Here is a 14,881-nt window from a genome sequence, read left to right as displayed (position 1 = left end):
GGCACAGGGGAGCCTTGGGGCGGCCGTGTTTTGAGCCGAGGCGCAGGTCCAGTCATACTGCGGGAACTCGCACGGGCGCAGTGAGGCAGCCGGAAACAAACCGCCGGCCTACCTGGGCCTTATCCCGTCGCCCCTTTGGTTCCGACAGTCAAAAAGTCATCTACTGCCGCTCTAGCACGTTCGTCGCGCAACGTATGGAAGCAGACGAGTCGACGTAGATCATCCAGCCAGGCACACGCACGACATCGAACCCGAGGTCCTCATGCCATATCCGTGCATTGGCATCGTCGGCGGCTTGGTAATCGGGATTGGCATCGGAAAATTGCGGCAACCAGACCTTGTCGGGCCCAGTTTGGACAATTGTGTTATTGTAACAGAGCGATATGCCCGGATCGGCAAGATATGGTGCCGGGTTCCGCCTTACCTCGAATCCACAATCGCTGAGGTAGGCGGCAAGCGCCTCAAGGCGGTCACTTTCCAGGATTTCGTCCTCACCGGGGTTTGGTGACAATTCTGTCTTCGCCACGAGCAGAACTTGCTTGCCGTTCGGTTCGCGACCGGTCACCGACACCACAAGGTCGATGTGGGCCCAGTCCTGGACAAGGCCGTCCGCAAAGAATAGCCGTAGCACTTCGAGCATGGCTCGAAGCAAAGTCAGGGTCACAGTCGGAAGCCCGCCAGGCGGGGCCAGTGCCGCAGTTTTCTGTTGGCGCGCGGCTTCCAGCCGCCGGCGAACCTGGTCCTTGAACCACAGTAGCTTGTGCTCTACCCGGCTCGGCCGATAGCCTACCGGGTACACGCGCCGATGATCGAGTCTGGCAAATCGACCAAGCGCGGTTGGGTAATCACATTGATGATCCATCACTTCGCATGTGGTGGTCACAGCCCTGTTGCCCACGAGGCGAAAGTTGTTTCCGACCAGACTGTCCCCGCCATCCAGGAAGATGTCGTCGAGTTCCGTCACCGTTCTGCCGTCCACAGCGGCCAGCCAGTTGGCTTGGTCGCCACCTTGTTTGCTGATGTACGGTTTGAGATATTGTATAGTGGTGTTGTCGGTCACGCATAGAAAGGCGTCACGCATCCACGTGCGGCCCAGACTGACCTTGCCGCCGGGCACGCCGACAGGGTTGTAGACGCAGGCCAACCGAAGGCCCGACAGCCATGCCGCGACATCGGCCGCCATTGCGGCGTCGAAGAGAACCGATATTGTGACGTCGTGTGGGAAGGTCTGCAGCAATGCTTCATAGGCCGCCTTTTCGGCAGCATACCCCTCGGTGAACAAATAGGCCTGGATTTGAACGGCTAACCGAGTGATCCGTCCTTCGCAGTCTGCAAAAAGCGCACGGCTTCCAGAAGTCATTGGCCCAAACCTTTCGATGGGGTCTGCTGCCGCAATCGGTCGAAAAATGCGGTTCTGCTAAATTCAAATGCAGCGACGTTGCATGGTTGGCACGGAGGACGGGAGATCGCCGCCAGCAACGCGCTGGCGTCACGCTGTTTCTGGCCCGGTCCGAGCTCCCGCCTCCCGTGCGCTACGGCGGCCCGCCTCGTTTGACCGAAACCCGCCATCTCCACCACGGCATTCCATGTCCGCTGCTTGAAATGCAGGCGGCGAGCCGCCGACAGCAGTGCGTTGGCGTCGTCAACGCTCAGCCATTGCTTTGCCGCGAACTCTGCTATCGCCGGTTCGATGTCGGCAAGGGCCTCGGTCAGCGGCGCGTAGCCAAGTTCGGCTGGGGCATGCACCAGCGCCACGTCCGCATCGCACACCCTTTCGCCTGATCTGTACTGCTCGAATATCGCGCCAGTGCCCTCCATGCCGAAGACGTGGCATTCGGCCGCCCGAAGCGCACCAATGCTGGCGGCGCCGAGCACGCGTACACCGGATGCGAGGGCGAAAAGAATCTCCTTATGCCAGACCGAAGGCGCGCTTTCGAAGATGCCGTCGACCAGGCCGATCGCCTCGGCGCCTTGCCATACTGCGCGCAGGACATCACCACGCCCGGCGGGGGGCAGCACAACGCATCCGGCAAGCAGCGACTTGTCCAGGCCATGAATGCTCGGGCCGGCGAAAACGATTTTCATGCCGGAACCCTTGTGCCGGAGAGCATGGTTTCAAGGGTATCGGCGCTGAGGCGCACGACGTCGTTTCCCGCGGCCGACTGCAGGTTCGACACGATGATCCGGACGATGCGGACATCAGGCCCAACCGCACCAAGTGGGACCACCAGCACTTCGGCGCCGACACGGTTCCGAAGGCGTGAAAGCAGGCGCCGCAATGCCTCTTCAGGGCAACCAGGCTTGTCGTCGTGACTGGTGATCTCGTCGAGCCAGACGGGCGTCCCTGAGAGGCCCTCGAGCGGCGGCGGCAAGTCTTGATGATAGTCTTCGGGCTCGATGTCGTCACGCGATCCGGCGAGTTGGGTAAGGCGCGACTGCACCGCTTCAAGCAGTGCAGCAAGTGCCGCTTGCTCTGGGGCCAAACGACACGCGAAGCCGGCGAAACTGCGCATGCCCAGACTTTCATGCATGCCGACCGGTGACGTCACAAAGGCAGCGATCGTGGCGATCTCGATACCGCCCCGAAGCTCGGCGAAGAAGCATTGCAAGCCAGCATGCTCCACCCTTGCCACCGCCTCCTCAAGGCGCGGATGCAGGCCGGGGCGAACGAGCACTGGCCGGGCGAGCGCGTGTCGCACGCCAAGGATGTCCACAAGAGCCGTGGCATCGTTCTCGATCGCCTCCTGCAGTCCGTGCAGTGCTGCGCCGGCCATCGAGATGCCGGCCGCAAGCCCGACTGTCGACATTCTGTAGGTCGTGTGGTCCCATCCGGCATCGGTTCGAAAATCCAGTCCCGCGAGCTCGAAAGGAACGTGGACATCCCTCCCGTCAAGAAGCGAAACCCCCCGCACCCAGCAGCGCTGGCGCATATGGTTCTGTCCACTTGGAAAGCAGCGAAGGGTCGTTGCGGGGTCCAGGCATTCGAAGCCGCGTGAGGTCATTTTATCGGTGCTGGCTGTTTCGACCACCAGGATTTCGTGTCGCTCCGCAAAGGCCTGTTCGAGCGCTTCCATGATGGCGCCCAGGCGCGCTTCGGTGGCGCAGAGGCTCTTGCCTTGCGACACCGACAGCGATCTCGAATTCGGCCGGCAAGCCAGGAATACCGGGATGCCGATCGTGTCCAACGCGGTCAAATCCCCGACTCGGGTGATGCCCAGACCCGGCAACGCCGGCTCTAGCAACACCAGGATCGTATCCGTATCCGGTTCGTTCGAGTGTGCCACCAAATTGTGCCTTGCCGGCGATCGCAACCGCCGGCCAAGCGCGCGCGCCTCCTCGGTCAGATCGTCGAGGTTGCAGGACATGGCGATATCAGATCATTTGGATTTGGTTGACGCCTTGCCGGTTTTTGGTTTGTCACCCGGGCCCATCAGTTCCGACTTGAGCACGTCGCCTTGCCTAAAGGCATCGAGGTCGGTGATGATTGGTTCGATCGGAAGGAAGCCACTTCTCTTGCTCTTCCATTTCGACGTCTCGACATCGGAAATGAAGCAGAACTCCGCGTCCGTTACGGTCGCGCCCCGCACGATCAGCTCGGCGAAAGCCGTCAAGACCATGGCGCCCTTGGCCGGTCCACCCGGCGGATCGGTTTCGAGGATAAGTCCCTTGATCGCCGCCGCCACCTGCCCGAAGACGGTGGCGAATGTCAGCTTATGTCGGTCCGCATACTCCTGGATTTTGTCGCGTTCCACCAACGCGGCGCGCAGTGGATTGAGCGTCACAATGAGTATGCCGGTTTCCTTGTCGCCGATGACATATGCTTTCTGATAGGTCTTTGCGCTCATTTCCGTCTCCCCTGTTAAATCGCTCCCGCGAGCCGAAGTCCCTCTATGTGCATCGCGCGGTGTGTCGGCGAACGATCCGGCGAAACCCGCTTGCTTTTTTCGATCGCCATCCCCTTCGGAAACAGATCCTTCAGGCGCTGGCCATAAGATCGCGCTTGCTCCATCTGCCCAAGCTGAGCGTGACAGGCAGCCAGCATCGAAAGGACAGGCTCGTCATCGGCAAGCTTGCCGCACAGCTCGATGGTCTTCTCGAACGACTGCTGGTGGAATGCGACACTAGCGCCGGCCCACCAATAATGATCGGGCGGCAGCGGGTTGAGATCGATCGCTTGCTCGAACTTGGCCCAGCCCTGGTCTGGATAGTCCAGATGCGACAGGGCGTCGGCATACTGGACCAGGAGATCGGCGGAGTTCGGGCAAAGCGTTTCGGCTTCCGCGAATTTTGCCTCGCATTCGTCGAAGTCGCGCTGGTAGAGCGCGACAGTACCTTTCATCCAATGGCCTATGGCGTCGTTTGGATCGAGCGCCAGCGCAATCTCCGACTGTTCGCGCGCGATGTTCAAGAGATCTGGATCCTGTCCACCGAGCTGGATCCACTCGAGATAGAGCGTCTGGGCGATGCGTGCCCTTGGCGGGGCAAAGCCTGGATTGGTCTCTACCGACTGCTTGAACGCCTTACGGGCCTTGCGCAATTTGGGCAGGTCGCAATTCGTCAGCCATTTCTGGCCCTCAAGATAGTGGAGATATGCGCTGCCGTCACAGTTGGCGCGAAGCGTCGCAAGCCGGTCACGTTCGATCGCCGAACCCACACTTCCCGCGATCCGTCGCGAAAGCAGGCTGAAGCATTTAAAGAATGCAGCCGGATCAATCGGGAACTCCCCCGCCCAGACAAGTTCGCCCGCAGCGCTTTTCGTCATACGCAACGCAAGCACGGCTGCGCCATTGTCGGGTTTGACGAAACCACTGATCGTATAGTCTGCCCGCAGAACAGAATTGTCGACAGGAGTCCCGGACAGATGGTCTACCTTGAATGAACTATGCGGAGCCAAGACCAGGAAGCTCCGATGCCGACCAAGTTCGTTTGCAACGTCCTCGACCAGAAATCTCAACAGATGATTTTGTGCTGCCTGGTCGACATACAAGGGTGCAAGAAAGGCGACCCGCGGGCGTTCGTCCGCCAGGCTGGTCGCAACCACCGCAGGGCCATATTGCACGCGGGACGCGAAGACGCGGCGGGTGACAGCTGCTGTTTCGGGCGACGGTGCAGACCCATATTCGCGCTGGAGCATAAGACAGAGTGTGTCATGAATACGCCGCGCCTCGTCAAACATCCCATTTCGACCGTAGGCCTCTATGAGCGCGCGGTAACTCTGCTCCCGCTCCGGCTCGAAGGCCAACATTCTCTCGGCTATTAATTTGAGGCTCTTCTCCGGTGCCCGGCCATATTTTGTAAGCTCTATCAGGCCTGCCTGGGCCATAAGAAAGAACCGCTCACGAAGAGCCCCACGTTGGATTGCCAGCCAATGCGAGAATTGATCGGTTGTGTCATCGACCCCCTCAAGCAGGTCGCCTCGAACCAGTCGCATGGCATCGACGCATGCCGTTGGACCGTCATTGCCGGCGCCGGCAATGAGACGGCAAACATCGATCTCGTCGCGCTCCTGTCCAAGCGCCACGGAATAGGCGTCGACCTCCAGAAGCCCTCTCTCAGCAGGGATGGCTTTCTTAATCCGGGCAATAAGTTGCCTTAGGTTTGAAAGCGCCGTCCCTTCGGAATCGCTCGCCCACAGAAGATCCGCAATCTCCCTGCGTGATACCCTTCCGGAGGCGGATAGACTGAGTATGGCAATAAGTTGAAAAGCTTTACTTGGAAAAAACGCCCTGGCGGGCTGTCCAGCGATTGCTGGAGTGCCCATTATGCGAACTGACGGCTCCCCTACTGTCGCCATTTTTCAGTTTCTTTGCCTCAGATTACAACATTATCCGAATGTTTTCGCGGTTCAAGTATTTTTAAGTTCAAGCCGCAAAGCTCATTCAGGCTGGTCAGATTAATGACATCAACGCAATAATTTGCGACTACCAAATGGTAGTGTCGTCACGCCAAGTCACGTCGGTGTCACGCATCGCACCAATCTTGTGATCAGGGCGAGGAATGAACCGATGCGCGCGATCGCCGTGTGAAAAGCCGGCGCTGTTTCAACAGATTTTACCGATAGCCCGAGCAGATGGGTGGATCGATCATTGAATTGTACAGAGCGGGAGGCACCAAGACCGTGGGCAACGAAATACTGCCCCTCCTGTGTCCGGACTGGCGGACGGCGACCCTGGTGATCGATGCGGAGGATGCGGCGGTAGCATTTGCAAACTCGCCTTGCATCGACATGCTGAGACGGAAGAGGCCGGCACGCCTTGTCCGGGGGTGTCTTGCATTTGACTCGCCGGATCTCGACCGGCGGTTTCATATCGAACTATCGCGGCTGCTCTCGACGGGGAGGGAAAGCGCCTTTCTGTTCGAACGCGACGTGGCGTCTGATACTTGGCTCTCGGTCTCCATTCGCAATGGGCAAGGCTTCTTTCGCGACGCGATCCACACCGGGCTCGGCGCAGCTTACGGCCCGAGCTTGATGGTGGTCGAGTTGTTCATTCGCGGTGAGGGGATCGATGCGTTGGCGTTTGCGACCTTTGCTACAACGGCCTCGCTGTCCAAGGCGGAAGCGCAACTGGTCGATGCAATTGCCGCTGGGAATTCACTTCAGCAAGCCGCTGAATTGCGAGGGGTTGCCATCTCGACCGTCAGACAGCGTATGAAGAGCATTCTCTCCAAGACCGGATGTCGAACCCAGTCCGAGTTGATTCATCTGGTTCTGTCGCTTTGCCCGCGACGTTCTAATTGAAATTCCTATTGGCATAGCTTGTCGAGTGCCTCTTGACGCTTCGTGCGTGCGATCCCATCAATGTTGAACGCCCGTACGAGAATTTTGCCTACCTCGCCGCTTGTCTGCACGTCGATATCGAGCAGCTGGCAGTCCGACCCACGGACCTCCGCTTTCGCGGTGACGGTGTCCGAAACCGACGCCTTCACGAAGGCTTTGTCGCTGGTCTTGCAACGCAAACTCGCAACAATCTCCAGGTGCGAGGTAGCGCCACTGGACGTGTAGCAGACACTTTGCAGATGATGGTCAGGCTTATCCAACCCCGCCTGACCGATGCCCTCACACTTCAGCCCTTCAACCGCCGGTGCGACGGCGCTGGAGATTAATCGACCCGCGAACTCGTCACACGCGCGTGCGGCGGTGGATCCGCTAATCAGAGCCGCAGCCCCAATGGCAACGAGGCAGGCGCTTTGCAACGTATCCATATCAGCCTCCAATGGCAGATCGATGACGAAGGGTTATTGCGTCGTTAAGATCAGATCGGGAAAGGTGCCCCGCATCCAACGAAAAGCCGCGACGCCAGCGAGGTAGGCAATAGCAAATCCACCCGCTTGGATCGCCGCGGAGGTGCTCCAAGCCGCAGGGCCGCCGAAGCTAGCTTGAAGGCCGGCCACCGCCAATCCGGCAAGTGCGCCAGAGGCCGCGAAAATTGCGGCCCCCGTCAGCAATCCCACGAAACAATCGAAGCCGAACCTTTTGCTGGAGAAGAAGGCCGCGACAAAAACCACGGTCAGGCCTGCCCCCAGGCACGCTTTGGCAATCCACAGTGACCAAGCCTCGTTTCCTACCAGGGCTGAGCCCACAATGCTGCTGTCGGCAACCAGGACAATCCCTATGGCCGCGTTGATCAGCAGAGGGCCGATCAACAGCCAGCCAGCACCCGTGCTGGTCATGCCGAGCGGCACGACATCGGCGTTGGACCCGTCGGACTTGAGGGTCACGACAAGAACGGGAATCCAACCCATTCCAAGGATCGCCGGATTGAAGACCCACGCCTCTCGGCTGACGAGGGGGGCCATGAAAACGGCGGAGCCGAAGTGCAGCCCCTCGCTCAGTAACACGTAGTAGAACGAACCCGCGACGATCGCCGCGACGCACGCGACAAGCGCAACGACAACTTGTCGCAAAGACGAATAGGCTTGCCGGGTTGTGTCACGCGGGTCGTCGGAGTCCTCGACGGATTGGGCCCTCCGCAGCAGAACAAAGGGCACGATGAATACGAAAAAGACGACCGGGAGTGCGAACACCAACCGCTCGGGAACCCCATTTTTTAAGGCATACCCATAGATCTCGAGGCTGCTCAAAAATGCAGTTCCCAAACCGATCACCTTGACATCAAGGCTGATTTGGCCGGATTTCACCAGAGAATCCCCTAGGGCCCGATAGGCAAACCAGAACACAACGACGAAATTCACCAGGATCAGGAGACCCTGGATATCGATGACCGAAAGCTTGCTAGGATCATTGCAAAATGGCGTCCCATGCGACAGGCATGATAGGACCGTGGCCGTCTGGGTTCCAGATTGTACCAATAGCGCCGTCGTCAGGATCGGAATAAGGCCCAAGCGGAGGTTCTTCGGAACGCGATCCCAGAGGGAAAGACCAAGCATTTGGACTTCCGCCGTGTGCGATTAAGTTTCAGGGTAGCGGACAAGCCGGAGCGGTCGAAAGCCAACGATTGAGAACAGCAGCCAAACGCAGACCCGCGCGGCCCAACTGCTCATCGACAATTGGCAATGCCTTGTCATAGTAGCTATTGTCGAGCGTCGTGCAGTTTGTGATCCCTGCAGCCACGTCTTTGGCAAGAGCATGGGCCTCGAGTGTCCAGGCCGTCGGGTCCAGCGTCTCAGACGCCTCTGGGTGCTTAAGAAGCCAATCACCTTCAAGCCTGTCGACATAGGATCCCCAGGCATATGTCGTCTGTTTGATGATGGTGCTGTCCCAGACCGCGTGAAGGTTATCGTCTGGTACCTTCGGCGGGAATTTAATCAGACCGCCGAACTTGACCACGATTTTGGTTTCATTCCCGCCGTTGCCTTCAGCAACAGTGTGGAAAGGCTGGTGGAGGTCGCCGACAATGTGGATCAGGTAGCGAAGGCTGTCCCGACGCTGCATTGGATCGGCCGAGCAGGTTATTTCGTGCTCGGCTCGGTCGACTTCAGCGATTCCACAATCTCCCTTAGGGCTCGCCGCACATTCAGACACGGGATCGTAGGTGCTATCCGCCAGGGGAATGTCCACGAAATGCCAATTGTAGGTCTCGGGATGGGGGCCACTGCGGACGTCGTCCGCCCAACTCGCGACGGAAGCCATTGAGACTTCTCCGCCGAGGATGTGCTTGACCTCGAGCAGAGTGGTTGCCGACAGCCTGCGCTGGGCAATTTCCGCAACGATCGCATGGCCCTCCTGGCCCCATGCGAACGCTTGGCTGAAAGTCGTACCTGCGAGCAGTAAGCCGAAAATAATGATCTTCATCGCGCCTTCCCCCTGTAGCAGTCATAAGACGACGCCCGTACGCCACAATTTCGACAGCAGTAAGCTGAGGTCATTAGCGCCCCAGGCGTTCGACAGTGCGCACAAACTACTCAGTCACGTAGCCGGCGATACGCTTGGACGCCTTCTTCTGCCAGCTGTCGGTGGTCTTCAGGAACCCGTCCCAGCCAGTCTCGTCAGCACCCGCCGTACTTTTCTGGCCCTTCTTTTTGGCCGCGATCTCAGCCTCACGTGCCCGGAATTTGTAGTGATCGTAGACATCCAGGACGTGCGCTGCGTAGGCCTGGGCGATCGCCCGGTGCCCCTGCACTATCACGAGGTTTTCATCGTTGCCGTATGAGGCCTTGAAACCCTGGTTGTGGCTTCCGAACGCGACGACACAATTCTTGGGGTCCATTGGATCTATCACCAGAATCTTGTCGTGGATGATAGCGCCGATACCGTTCCCGAAGGCGGTCAACATCTCGCCCAGCTTGAAGTCGCCAATATCATCTGCCAGCGTCTTGTCCGTCAGGGCTGTGGCCCGAACGATTGATACGCCAGCTTGCTCGAATACGCGTGGCGACCAGCCAGGGATTTTCTGTCCTGTGGGCGTCTTGCCCCCGGGTTGGTAGAGCCACATGGCCTTCGGGTCGGAAACCGCTCCAACGACCTCCAGGGTAGTGTCCTTCAGCCCAATGTTGACCGCCTCGCCGACGATCGAGTTGGCACCCCCCTGAGAGGGGTAGAAAACGAGAAAGAAGATCGCTCGCTTGGCCTGACGCATCAGGGAGAACAGCCGCACCATGTCTGGAGGCGCCTCGGGCGCCTTGCTCTTGCTTGTGCTTGGCTGCGCTTTCCCCGGCATGTTGGGCGAATACCAAGCCTCTATTGTCGCGCCACCGCCCAGGGCTGCGGTCCTGGGCTCGAGATCACCAGTCTTAAGCGTGTCTCCTTGGACGGCGCCAGTTGCCGGGCCACTGAGCGGCACGGGATCGACCTGCTTGTCCTTGAGCAGGCGGTCCCAGTAGTCGACATAGCCGGCGGCTATATCGGCGTCCTCAATTACCGTGCAATTGTTGCTCTGTCCGGCGATACCGGTCCATGTCCAGTTCGTCGAGCCGGTCAGCACTTGGGTGCCGGTCTTGCCGTCCGGCATGTAGACGACGAACTTGTTGTGACCGATGTGGCCGGAGCCATTGAACATCCGGTTGGTCATCCGAAATGTCGATCCCGGTCGGTCGGCGATTGCTCGGAGCATCTGGCGCGCCGGCGCGTTTCGCGTGTCGTAGTTCCCTTCGTCGTCATTCACCTCTGCCCGGAACACCCAGTTTCGCGTGCCTTCCCGAGCGAAGTAACGATCCTTCACCCAAGTTAGCGGCTTATGCGGGTGCCTGCGGCAAGCCCATTGCCAGAGTTGCTTCCAGATGAGGTGATCGACCTTTCCGAAGGTCTCTGCCGCCACCTGATTGCGGTGATAGTTCGCCCATCCCCGGATAACCGGATTGAGGCGACCGATCACATATTCCTGCTTCGCGGTTCTGGCTTCCCTGATGATCGTCCGGACCTTGCGCAAGAACGCTTGCACATTCTTCTTGGCAGGCTTGATGAGGAGCTTCCCATCATATTTGCGCACGTTCCAGCCGAGGAAGTCGAAGCCTTCCTCGATATGCACGATTTTGGTCTTCTCCTCCGAGAGGGCGAGCCCCCTCTGTTGCAAGAAGTCCTCCATCAGCGATCTTGCCTCCTCCAGCAGCTCTTTCGAGGCACCGGTGATGACGAAGTCGTCCGCATAGCGGATCAGATTGACCTTGTTCTTTCGACATTGCGGGTGGCTGGGAGCGAAGCGCTTGCGCAACACCCTTTCCATCCCGTCCAAGGTCATGTTTGCAAGCGTCGGCGAGATGATACCGCCTTGCGGTGTTCCCGCTTCCGTCGCGAACAACTCACCATCCTGCACGAAGCCGGATTCCAGCCATTTCCGAAGCACCACCTTGTCCGTGGGGACGTTGGCGATGAGCCAGTCGTGGCCGATGTTGTCGAAGCAACCGGATATATCCGCGTCGAGAACCCACTGGGCCGATACACGTTGGCGCAGTGCCTGGAAGCACTGTTCCGCCGCGTCGCGGCTCGCTCGCTCCGGCCGGAAGCCGTAGGAGTTCGGGTCCGCCGTGGACTCCGAGATCGGTTCCAATGCGAGCAGGTGGAGTGCCTGCATCGCCCGGTCCCGCATCGTCGGGATGCCCAATGGACGCATCTTTCCGTTCGCTTTCGGGATGAACACCCGTCTCAACGGCTGTGGCTGATAGCCTCGCCGTGCGAGCGACAACATTCCTCTGGCACGTTTACCCGGTGTGTCCCAGATTTCCCCGTCAACACCGAGTGTCTTCTTTCCTTGGTTTTCGGTGACACGCTTCACGGCAATGGCTTTGCCGCTACGCGAGTGGGTCAGCAGCCATTGCAAAGCTTTCACCTTGCCCCAGCGGCCTTCCCGAACTGCCTTCGCGATACGCATCTGCAGCCGCCGAGCGGTTCGGTGCGCGCTAGCCCAGTCGATCTGGTGCCAGTCGACCTCACCGCCGGAGGCCGCACCAGTCATGGATATGACCGTCATTTGCGTGTCCTCCTGTCGAGGGTTCTACAAACTCTCTCGCGACGAGAGACCAGTCGGAAGTCTGCTCCCTTTCGGGCGGGGTGATGTTGGCGAACCGCAACCCCTATCCACGCCATTACAGCGCGGCATTTGCTTTCTCCGACCTCCCATACCCGCACCCCCAACAGCGTTCCTTGCGGTCGGCCTGCCCATTGCTAGGCAGAGATACGGGCTTATCGTGTTCCACGTAAGTGACGATGGAAGGTTAGGTGCCGGCTTTTCCCCGGTGGGTTCGAAGTCCTCGCTTCGGAAATGGCAAATCCGAAGTCCAACCCACTTACCATTTTGGTTCGTGCCTGACAGCATCTTTGGCACGTTACAACTAACGAGGTTTAACGCCGATTCACATATGTTCACCTTACTTCCAAGCCTAGCCTCCTGCCACATAATGCTTGCAGCTTCGCGTTTGCCCTCACGGGTTCTGCTTCACCCTTTCGGGATCGGAGTACATTGTCAGGATGGCTTCAGACACAGCAGTCTCCCGTCATGCCTGCATCCCTAGGCTACTGCCGGAGGAACGGCAGGTTTTGTCGTGTTGCCGCTAGACGACAAGCAAAACAATCACTTACGCAGCTTCACGCCGCACGGCCATCAGTTGGTCGAGGGTGAGCTCGCCTTCGCGATAAACCTGCATCAGCTTGGGGCTTACAGCGCCGAGCCGCAGGCGCTGTCGAACAACATGCGCGGTAATGCCAAAGCGGGCGGCGATTTCCTCAGCACCCCATCCGCGTTCCTCGTGAAGCCCACGGAAGGCCTCGAACTGATCTGCGGGGTGCATATCCTCGCGGGTGATGTTCTCGTCCAGGCTGATCTCGTGCGCATCGTTCACGGTGTCAACGACACAGCGGATCGGCTCGGTCTTCTTGATCTGCTTGCGCTTCACGCGCAGCAACTGCGCCAGCCTGCGGCCTTCTCCGATGCTGACAAAATAGAAGCCGGTTTCCGCGGCCTCGCTGTCAAGCTCCGGCTCCACCACAAGGTTTTGCAGGATGCCCTTGGCGGCGATGCTGGCAGCATAAGCCTCGATGATCGCCTCGCTGTGCGGGGTCTTACGCGCATTGCGCGGCGACTTCTTCAGCTTGTTCAGCGGAATGAAAACCTCCGTTCCGCTCTCCCTGGCAGTTGCCGTCTTTGCAGTTGTTTCATGGGTTGTCATGGTTCTGGTCCTTTCCCGTTACATGCCGAAGGCATGCCCCTCGGCATGCCTTCCGGGGGCGCGTGAGCGCGCGGCAGAGAGGGGGGCGAATGCCGGCGAGCAGAGCTGGGCTGCGCGTCGAGCGGGGCGGATTGGATCAGCTCAAGAATTTGCGATCATGTGCCGCCTTGCGAGCGGGCGACCCCGCTCTGGCGCAGGCGGCATTCGTGGGGGAGAGATGGCCAAGACCATCTCTCCCCTACCTGCAGACTCGGGCATTAGAGCTTGCCCGGTCGACGAACGGCTCAGCGTGGTGATGCCAGAGTTTTCATCTCGAGGCTTGGATTAGCGCCGGCTCCGACAACGGATTGCTAACACTTGATCAAGCCACCGAGGTCAAAAAGGTGGCCATCTCTCAGTGTTTGTCGAAGACCGATCCCATGCGGGGACTGAACAGCCGGTCGTAGGTCTTCAGCAGGAATGCGTCCGTCATGCCGGAGACGTGATCGCATATTACGCGCACCGGGTCGCGGCTGTCGCGGTAGATCTCAAATGTGTCGCGAGGCAGGAATGCTTTGGGTTCCGACTGGAAGACCTCGAACACCGCGATGACCATTCGCTGGCCTTTGAACTCAAGGTGTTGCACTGCGGGGCTGAGGATCACGAGGTCGTAAACGAGTTTCTTCAGAGCGTCGAGGAAGAGGCGTGGCTTGGGCCTCATACCCGCGCGGTAGCGGATCACCGGCTCGTCGATCTCCTCAATCGTGTCGATGATGCAGTTGGTGTTGAAATGTCCGACCATCCGGCTGATCGCATGCTTGCGAGTCCTACTATTGCTAAAAAGCATTTTGATGAGGCCGTCGTAGACGTCGTTTCCGAATTCATCCGGATAGTTTTGCTTCAATGCGTCGAGGTGCGATGTGCAAGCCCCCTCCAGGACGTATTGCCGGAAATCATCCTCACTGATGAGCTTGAGGGCCAGGGCATCCTCAAGGTCGTGCACACCGAAGGCGATGTCATCAGCCAGATCCATGATGCTGCAGTCGAACGACTTATGCAGCGCTTTGCCGTGCTTTCCTTTGACCGGTTCGACGGAGGTGAAAATACTGCGATCACTCTCTGTGAGCGGTTTGAGAATCCAATCGACCACGTCTTGCTCGCTGTTCATGTAGCACTTCGGCGGTTTGGACAACTTCCTGTCGACCAACTCGACGGTTGATGTCCCAACAACGAGGCTCGGCACGATGTCTGGATTGTTTACGCGGCTGAATTGCGCTGGATATTTGAGAGTGCCAAGTAAGGTCCGACGCGTCAGGTCTGCACCGTGGGCCGCCGAGAACTTTTCGAGCTTCGAGAGGATGCGCAGGGTTTGGCCGTTACCTTCAAAGCCGCCGTGGTTCCGCATGCAGTAGTTCAACGCGACCTCGCCACCATGGCCAAAGGGTGGATGACCGAGATCGTGGGTAAAGCCGATAGCCTGGATCATGGTTAGGTCGGGTAGGTGAGCTACGGCAGGGGGACCTTCGTTGTCGTGTCGCAATTGGCGTGTGACACTGCTTGCAATCTGGGCTACTTCCAGGGAATGGGTTAGCCGGGTCCGGTAAAAGTCGCTGTCGCCGAGGTTGAGGATCTGAGTTTTGCCCTGTAGTCGCCGGAAGGAGGCCGAGTGAACGACACGGGCATAGTCCGCGTCCATCTCGCTCCGGGCGTCCCCTTCGCGCACTTTCCATCCGCTACGGCGCTCTTCCCAAATTATATTCGCCCCTCCGTCACAGTCCGCCACCTTCAACCCATCCCTCATTTTTGCCGATTGTCCAACGGCCTCTTCTCAGTTGATGAAACC

11 protein-coding genes and 1 pseudogene are annotated in these 14,881 nt (G+C 58.9%); 1 reads left to right on the top strand and 11 read right to left on the bottom strand.

Going from position 1 to position 14,881, the window contains the following annotated elements:
* Positions 1–160 precede the first annotated feature (160 nt).
* The 5 genes from NKK47_RS27605 to NKK47_RS27585 are packed head-to-tail and all read right to left on the bottom strand — an operon-like array spanning position 161 to position 5,761.
* On the bottom strand, positions 161–1,360 hold the full coding sequence (locus NKK47_RS27605) for a hypothetical protein (protein WP_352578975.1): 1,200 nt from the start codon (positions 1,358–1,360) through the stop codon (positions 161–163).
* The gene (locus tag NKK47_RS27600; protein WP_352578974.1) at positions 1,357–2,085 is read right to left on the bottom strand and encodes a TfuA-like protein; all 729 of its coding nucleotides are present in this window, start codon (positions 2,083–2,085) and stop codon (positions 1,357–1,359) included. Before NKK47_RS27600 ends, NKK47_RS27605 begins: the two co-directional genes overlap by 4 nt.
* The gene (locus NKK47_RS27595) at positions 2,082–3,365 is read right to left on the bottom strand and encodes a YcaO-like family protein (protein WP_352578973.1); all 1,284 of its coding nucleotides are present in this window, start codon (positions 3,363–3,365) and stop codon (positions 2,082–2,084) included. Before NKK47_RS27595 ends, NKK47_RS27600 begins: the two co-directional genes overlap by 4 nt.
* A gap of 12 nt (positions 3,366–3,377) precedes the next feature.
* Positions 3,378–3,845, bottom strand: coding sequence for a hypothetical protein (locus NKK47_RS27590; RefSeq protein WP_352578972.1), 468 nt, complete (start codon positions 3,843–3,845; stop codon positions 3,378–3,380).
* A 14-nt stretch (positions 3,846–3,859) separates the two neighbouring features.
* Positions 3,860–5,761 carry an AfsR/SARP family transcriptional regulator gene (locus NKK47_RS27585; RefSeq protein ID WP_352578971.1) on the bottom strand — a complete coding sequence of 634 codons (1,902 nt, stop codon included), beginning with the start codon at positions 5,759–5,761 and terminating at the stop codon, positions 3,860–3,862.
* Positions 5,762–6,118: 357 nt separating this feature from the next.
* Between NKK47_RS27585 and NKK47_RS27580 the strand changes: the two genes are divergently transcribed.
* Complete coding sequence (locus NKK47_RS27580; protein WP_352578970.1) at positions 6,119–6,739, top strand: helix-turn-helix transcriptional regulator; 621 nt, start codon at positions 6,119–6,121, stop codon at positions 6,737–6,739.
* A gap of 5 nt (positions 6,740–6,744) precedes the next feature.
* Here the strand turns inward: NKK47_RS27580 and NKK47_RS27575 are convergent, their stop codons facing one another.
* The 6 genes and pseudogenes from NKK47_RS27575 to NKK47_RS27550 all read right to left on the bottom strand — a co-directional run bounded on the left by NKK47_RS27575 (position 6,745) and on the right by NKK47_RS27550 (position 14,839).
* A complete protein-coding gene (locus NKK47_RS27575) occupies positions 6,745–7,203 on the bottom strand; it encodes a hypothetical protein (RefSeq protein WP_352578969.1) in 459 nt (152 codons plus the stop codon).
* 33 nt (positions 7,204–7,236) lie between these two features.
* Positions 7,237–8,388 (bottom strand): hypothetical protein, encoded by a 1,152-nt coding sequence (locus NKK47_RS27570; protein ID WP_352578968.1) that lies wholly within the window; start codon positions 8,386–8,388, stop codon positions 7,237–7,239.
* A 28-nt stretch (positions 8,389–8,416) separates the two neighbouring features.
* Positions 8,417–9,253 (bottom strand): S1/P1 nuclease, encoded by an 837-nt coding sequence (locus NKK47_RS27565; protein ID WP_352578967.1) that lies wholly within the window; start codon positions 9,251–9,253, stop codon positions 8,417–8,419.
* A gap of 106 nt (positions 9,254–9,359) precedes the next feature.
* Complete coding sequence (ltrA, locus tag NKK47_RS35250) at positions 9,360–11,864, bottom strand: group II intron reverse transcriptase/maturase (RefSeq protein ID WP_502905059.1); 2,505 nt, start codon at positions 11,862–11,864, stop codon at positions 9,360–9,362.
* A gap of 625 nt (positions 11,865–12,489) precedes the next feature.
* Positions 12,490–13,059 (bottom strand): annotated as a pseudogene (locus NKK47_RS27555) (ParB/RepB/Spo0J family partition protein); the annotation flags it as partial.
* Between the two features lie 394 nt (positions 13,060–13,453).
* Positions 13,454–14,839 (bottom strand): anti-phage deoxyguanosine triphosphatase, encoded by a 1,386-nt coding sequence (locus NKK47_RS27550; RefSeq protein ID WP_352578966.1) that lies wholly within the window; start codon positions 14,837–14,839, stop codon positions 13,454–13,456.
* Positions 14,840–14,881: the final 42 nt, after the last annotated feature.

It is taken from the genome of Mesorhizobium sp. M0019, assembly GCF_040323975.1.
In the GTDB taxonomy this organism is placed as follows: domain Bacteria; phylum Pseudomonadota; class Alphaproteobacteria; order Rhizobiales; family Rhizobiaceae; genus Mesorhizobium.
The sequence above is the reverse complement of the archived record's forward strand: the minus strand, read 5'-3'. Positions and strand labels throughout refer to the sequence as shown.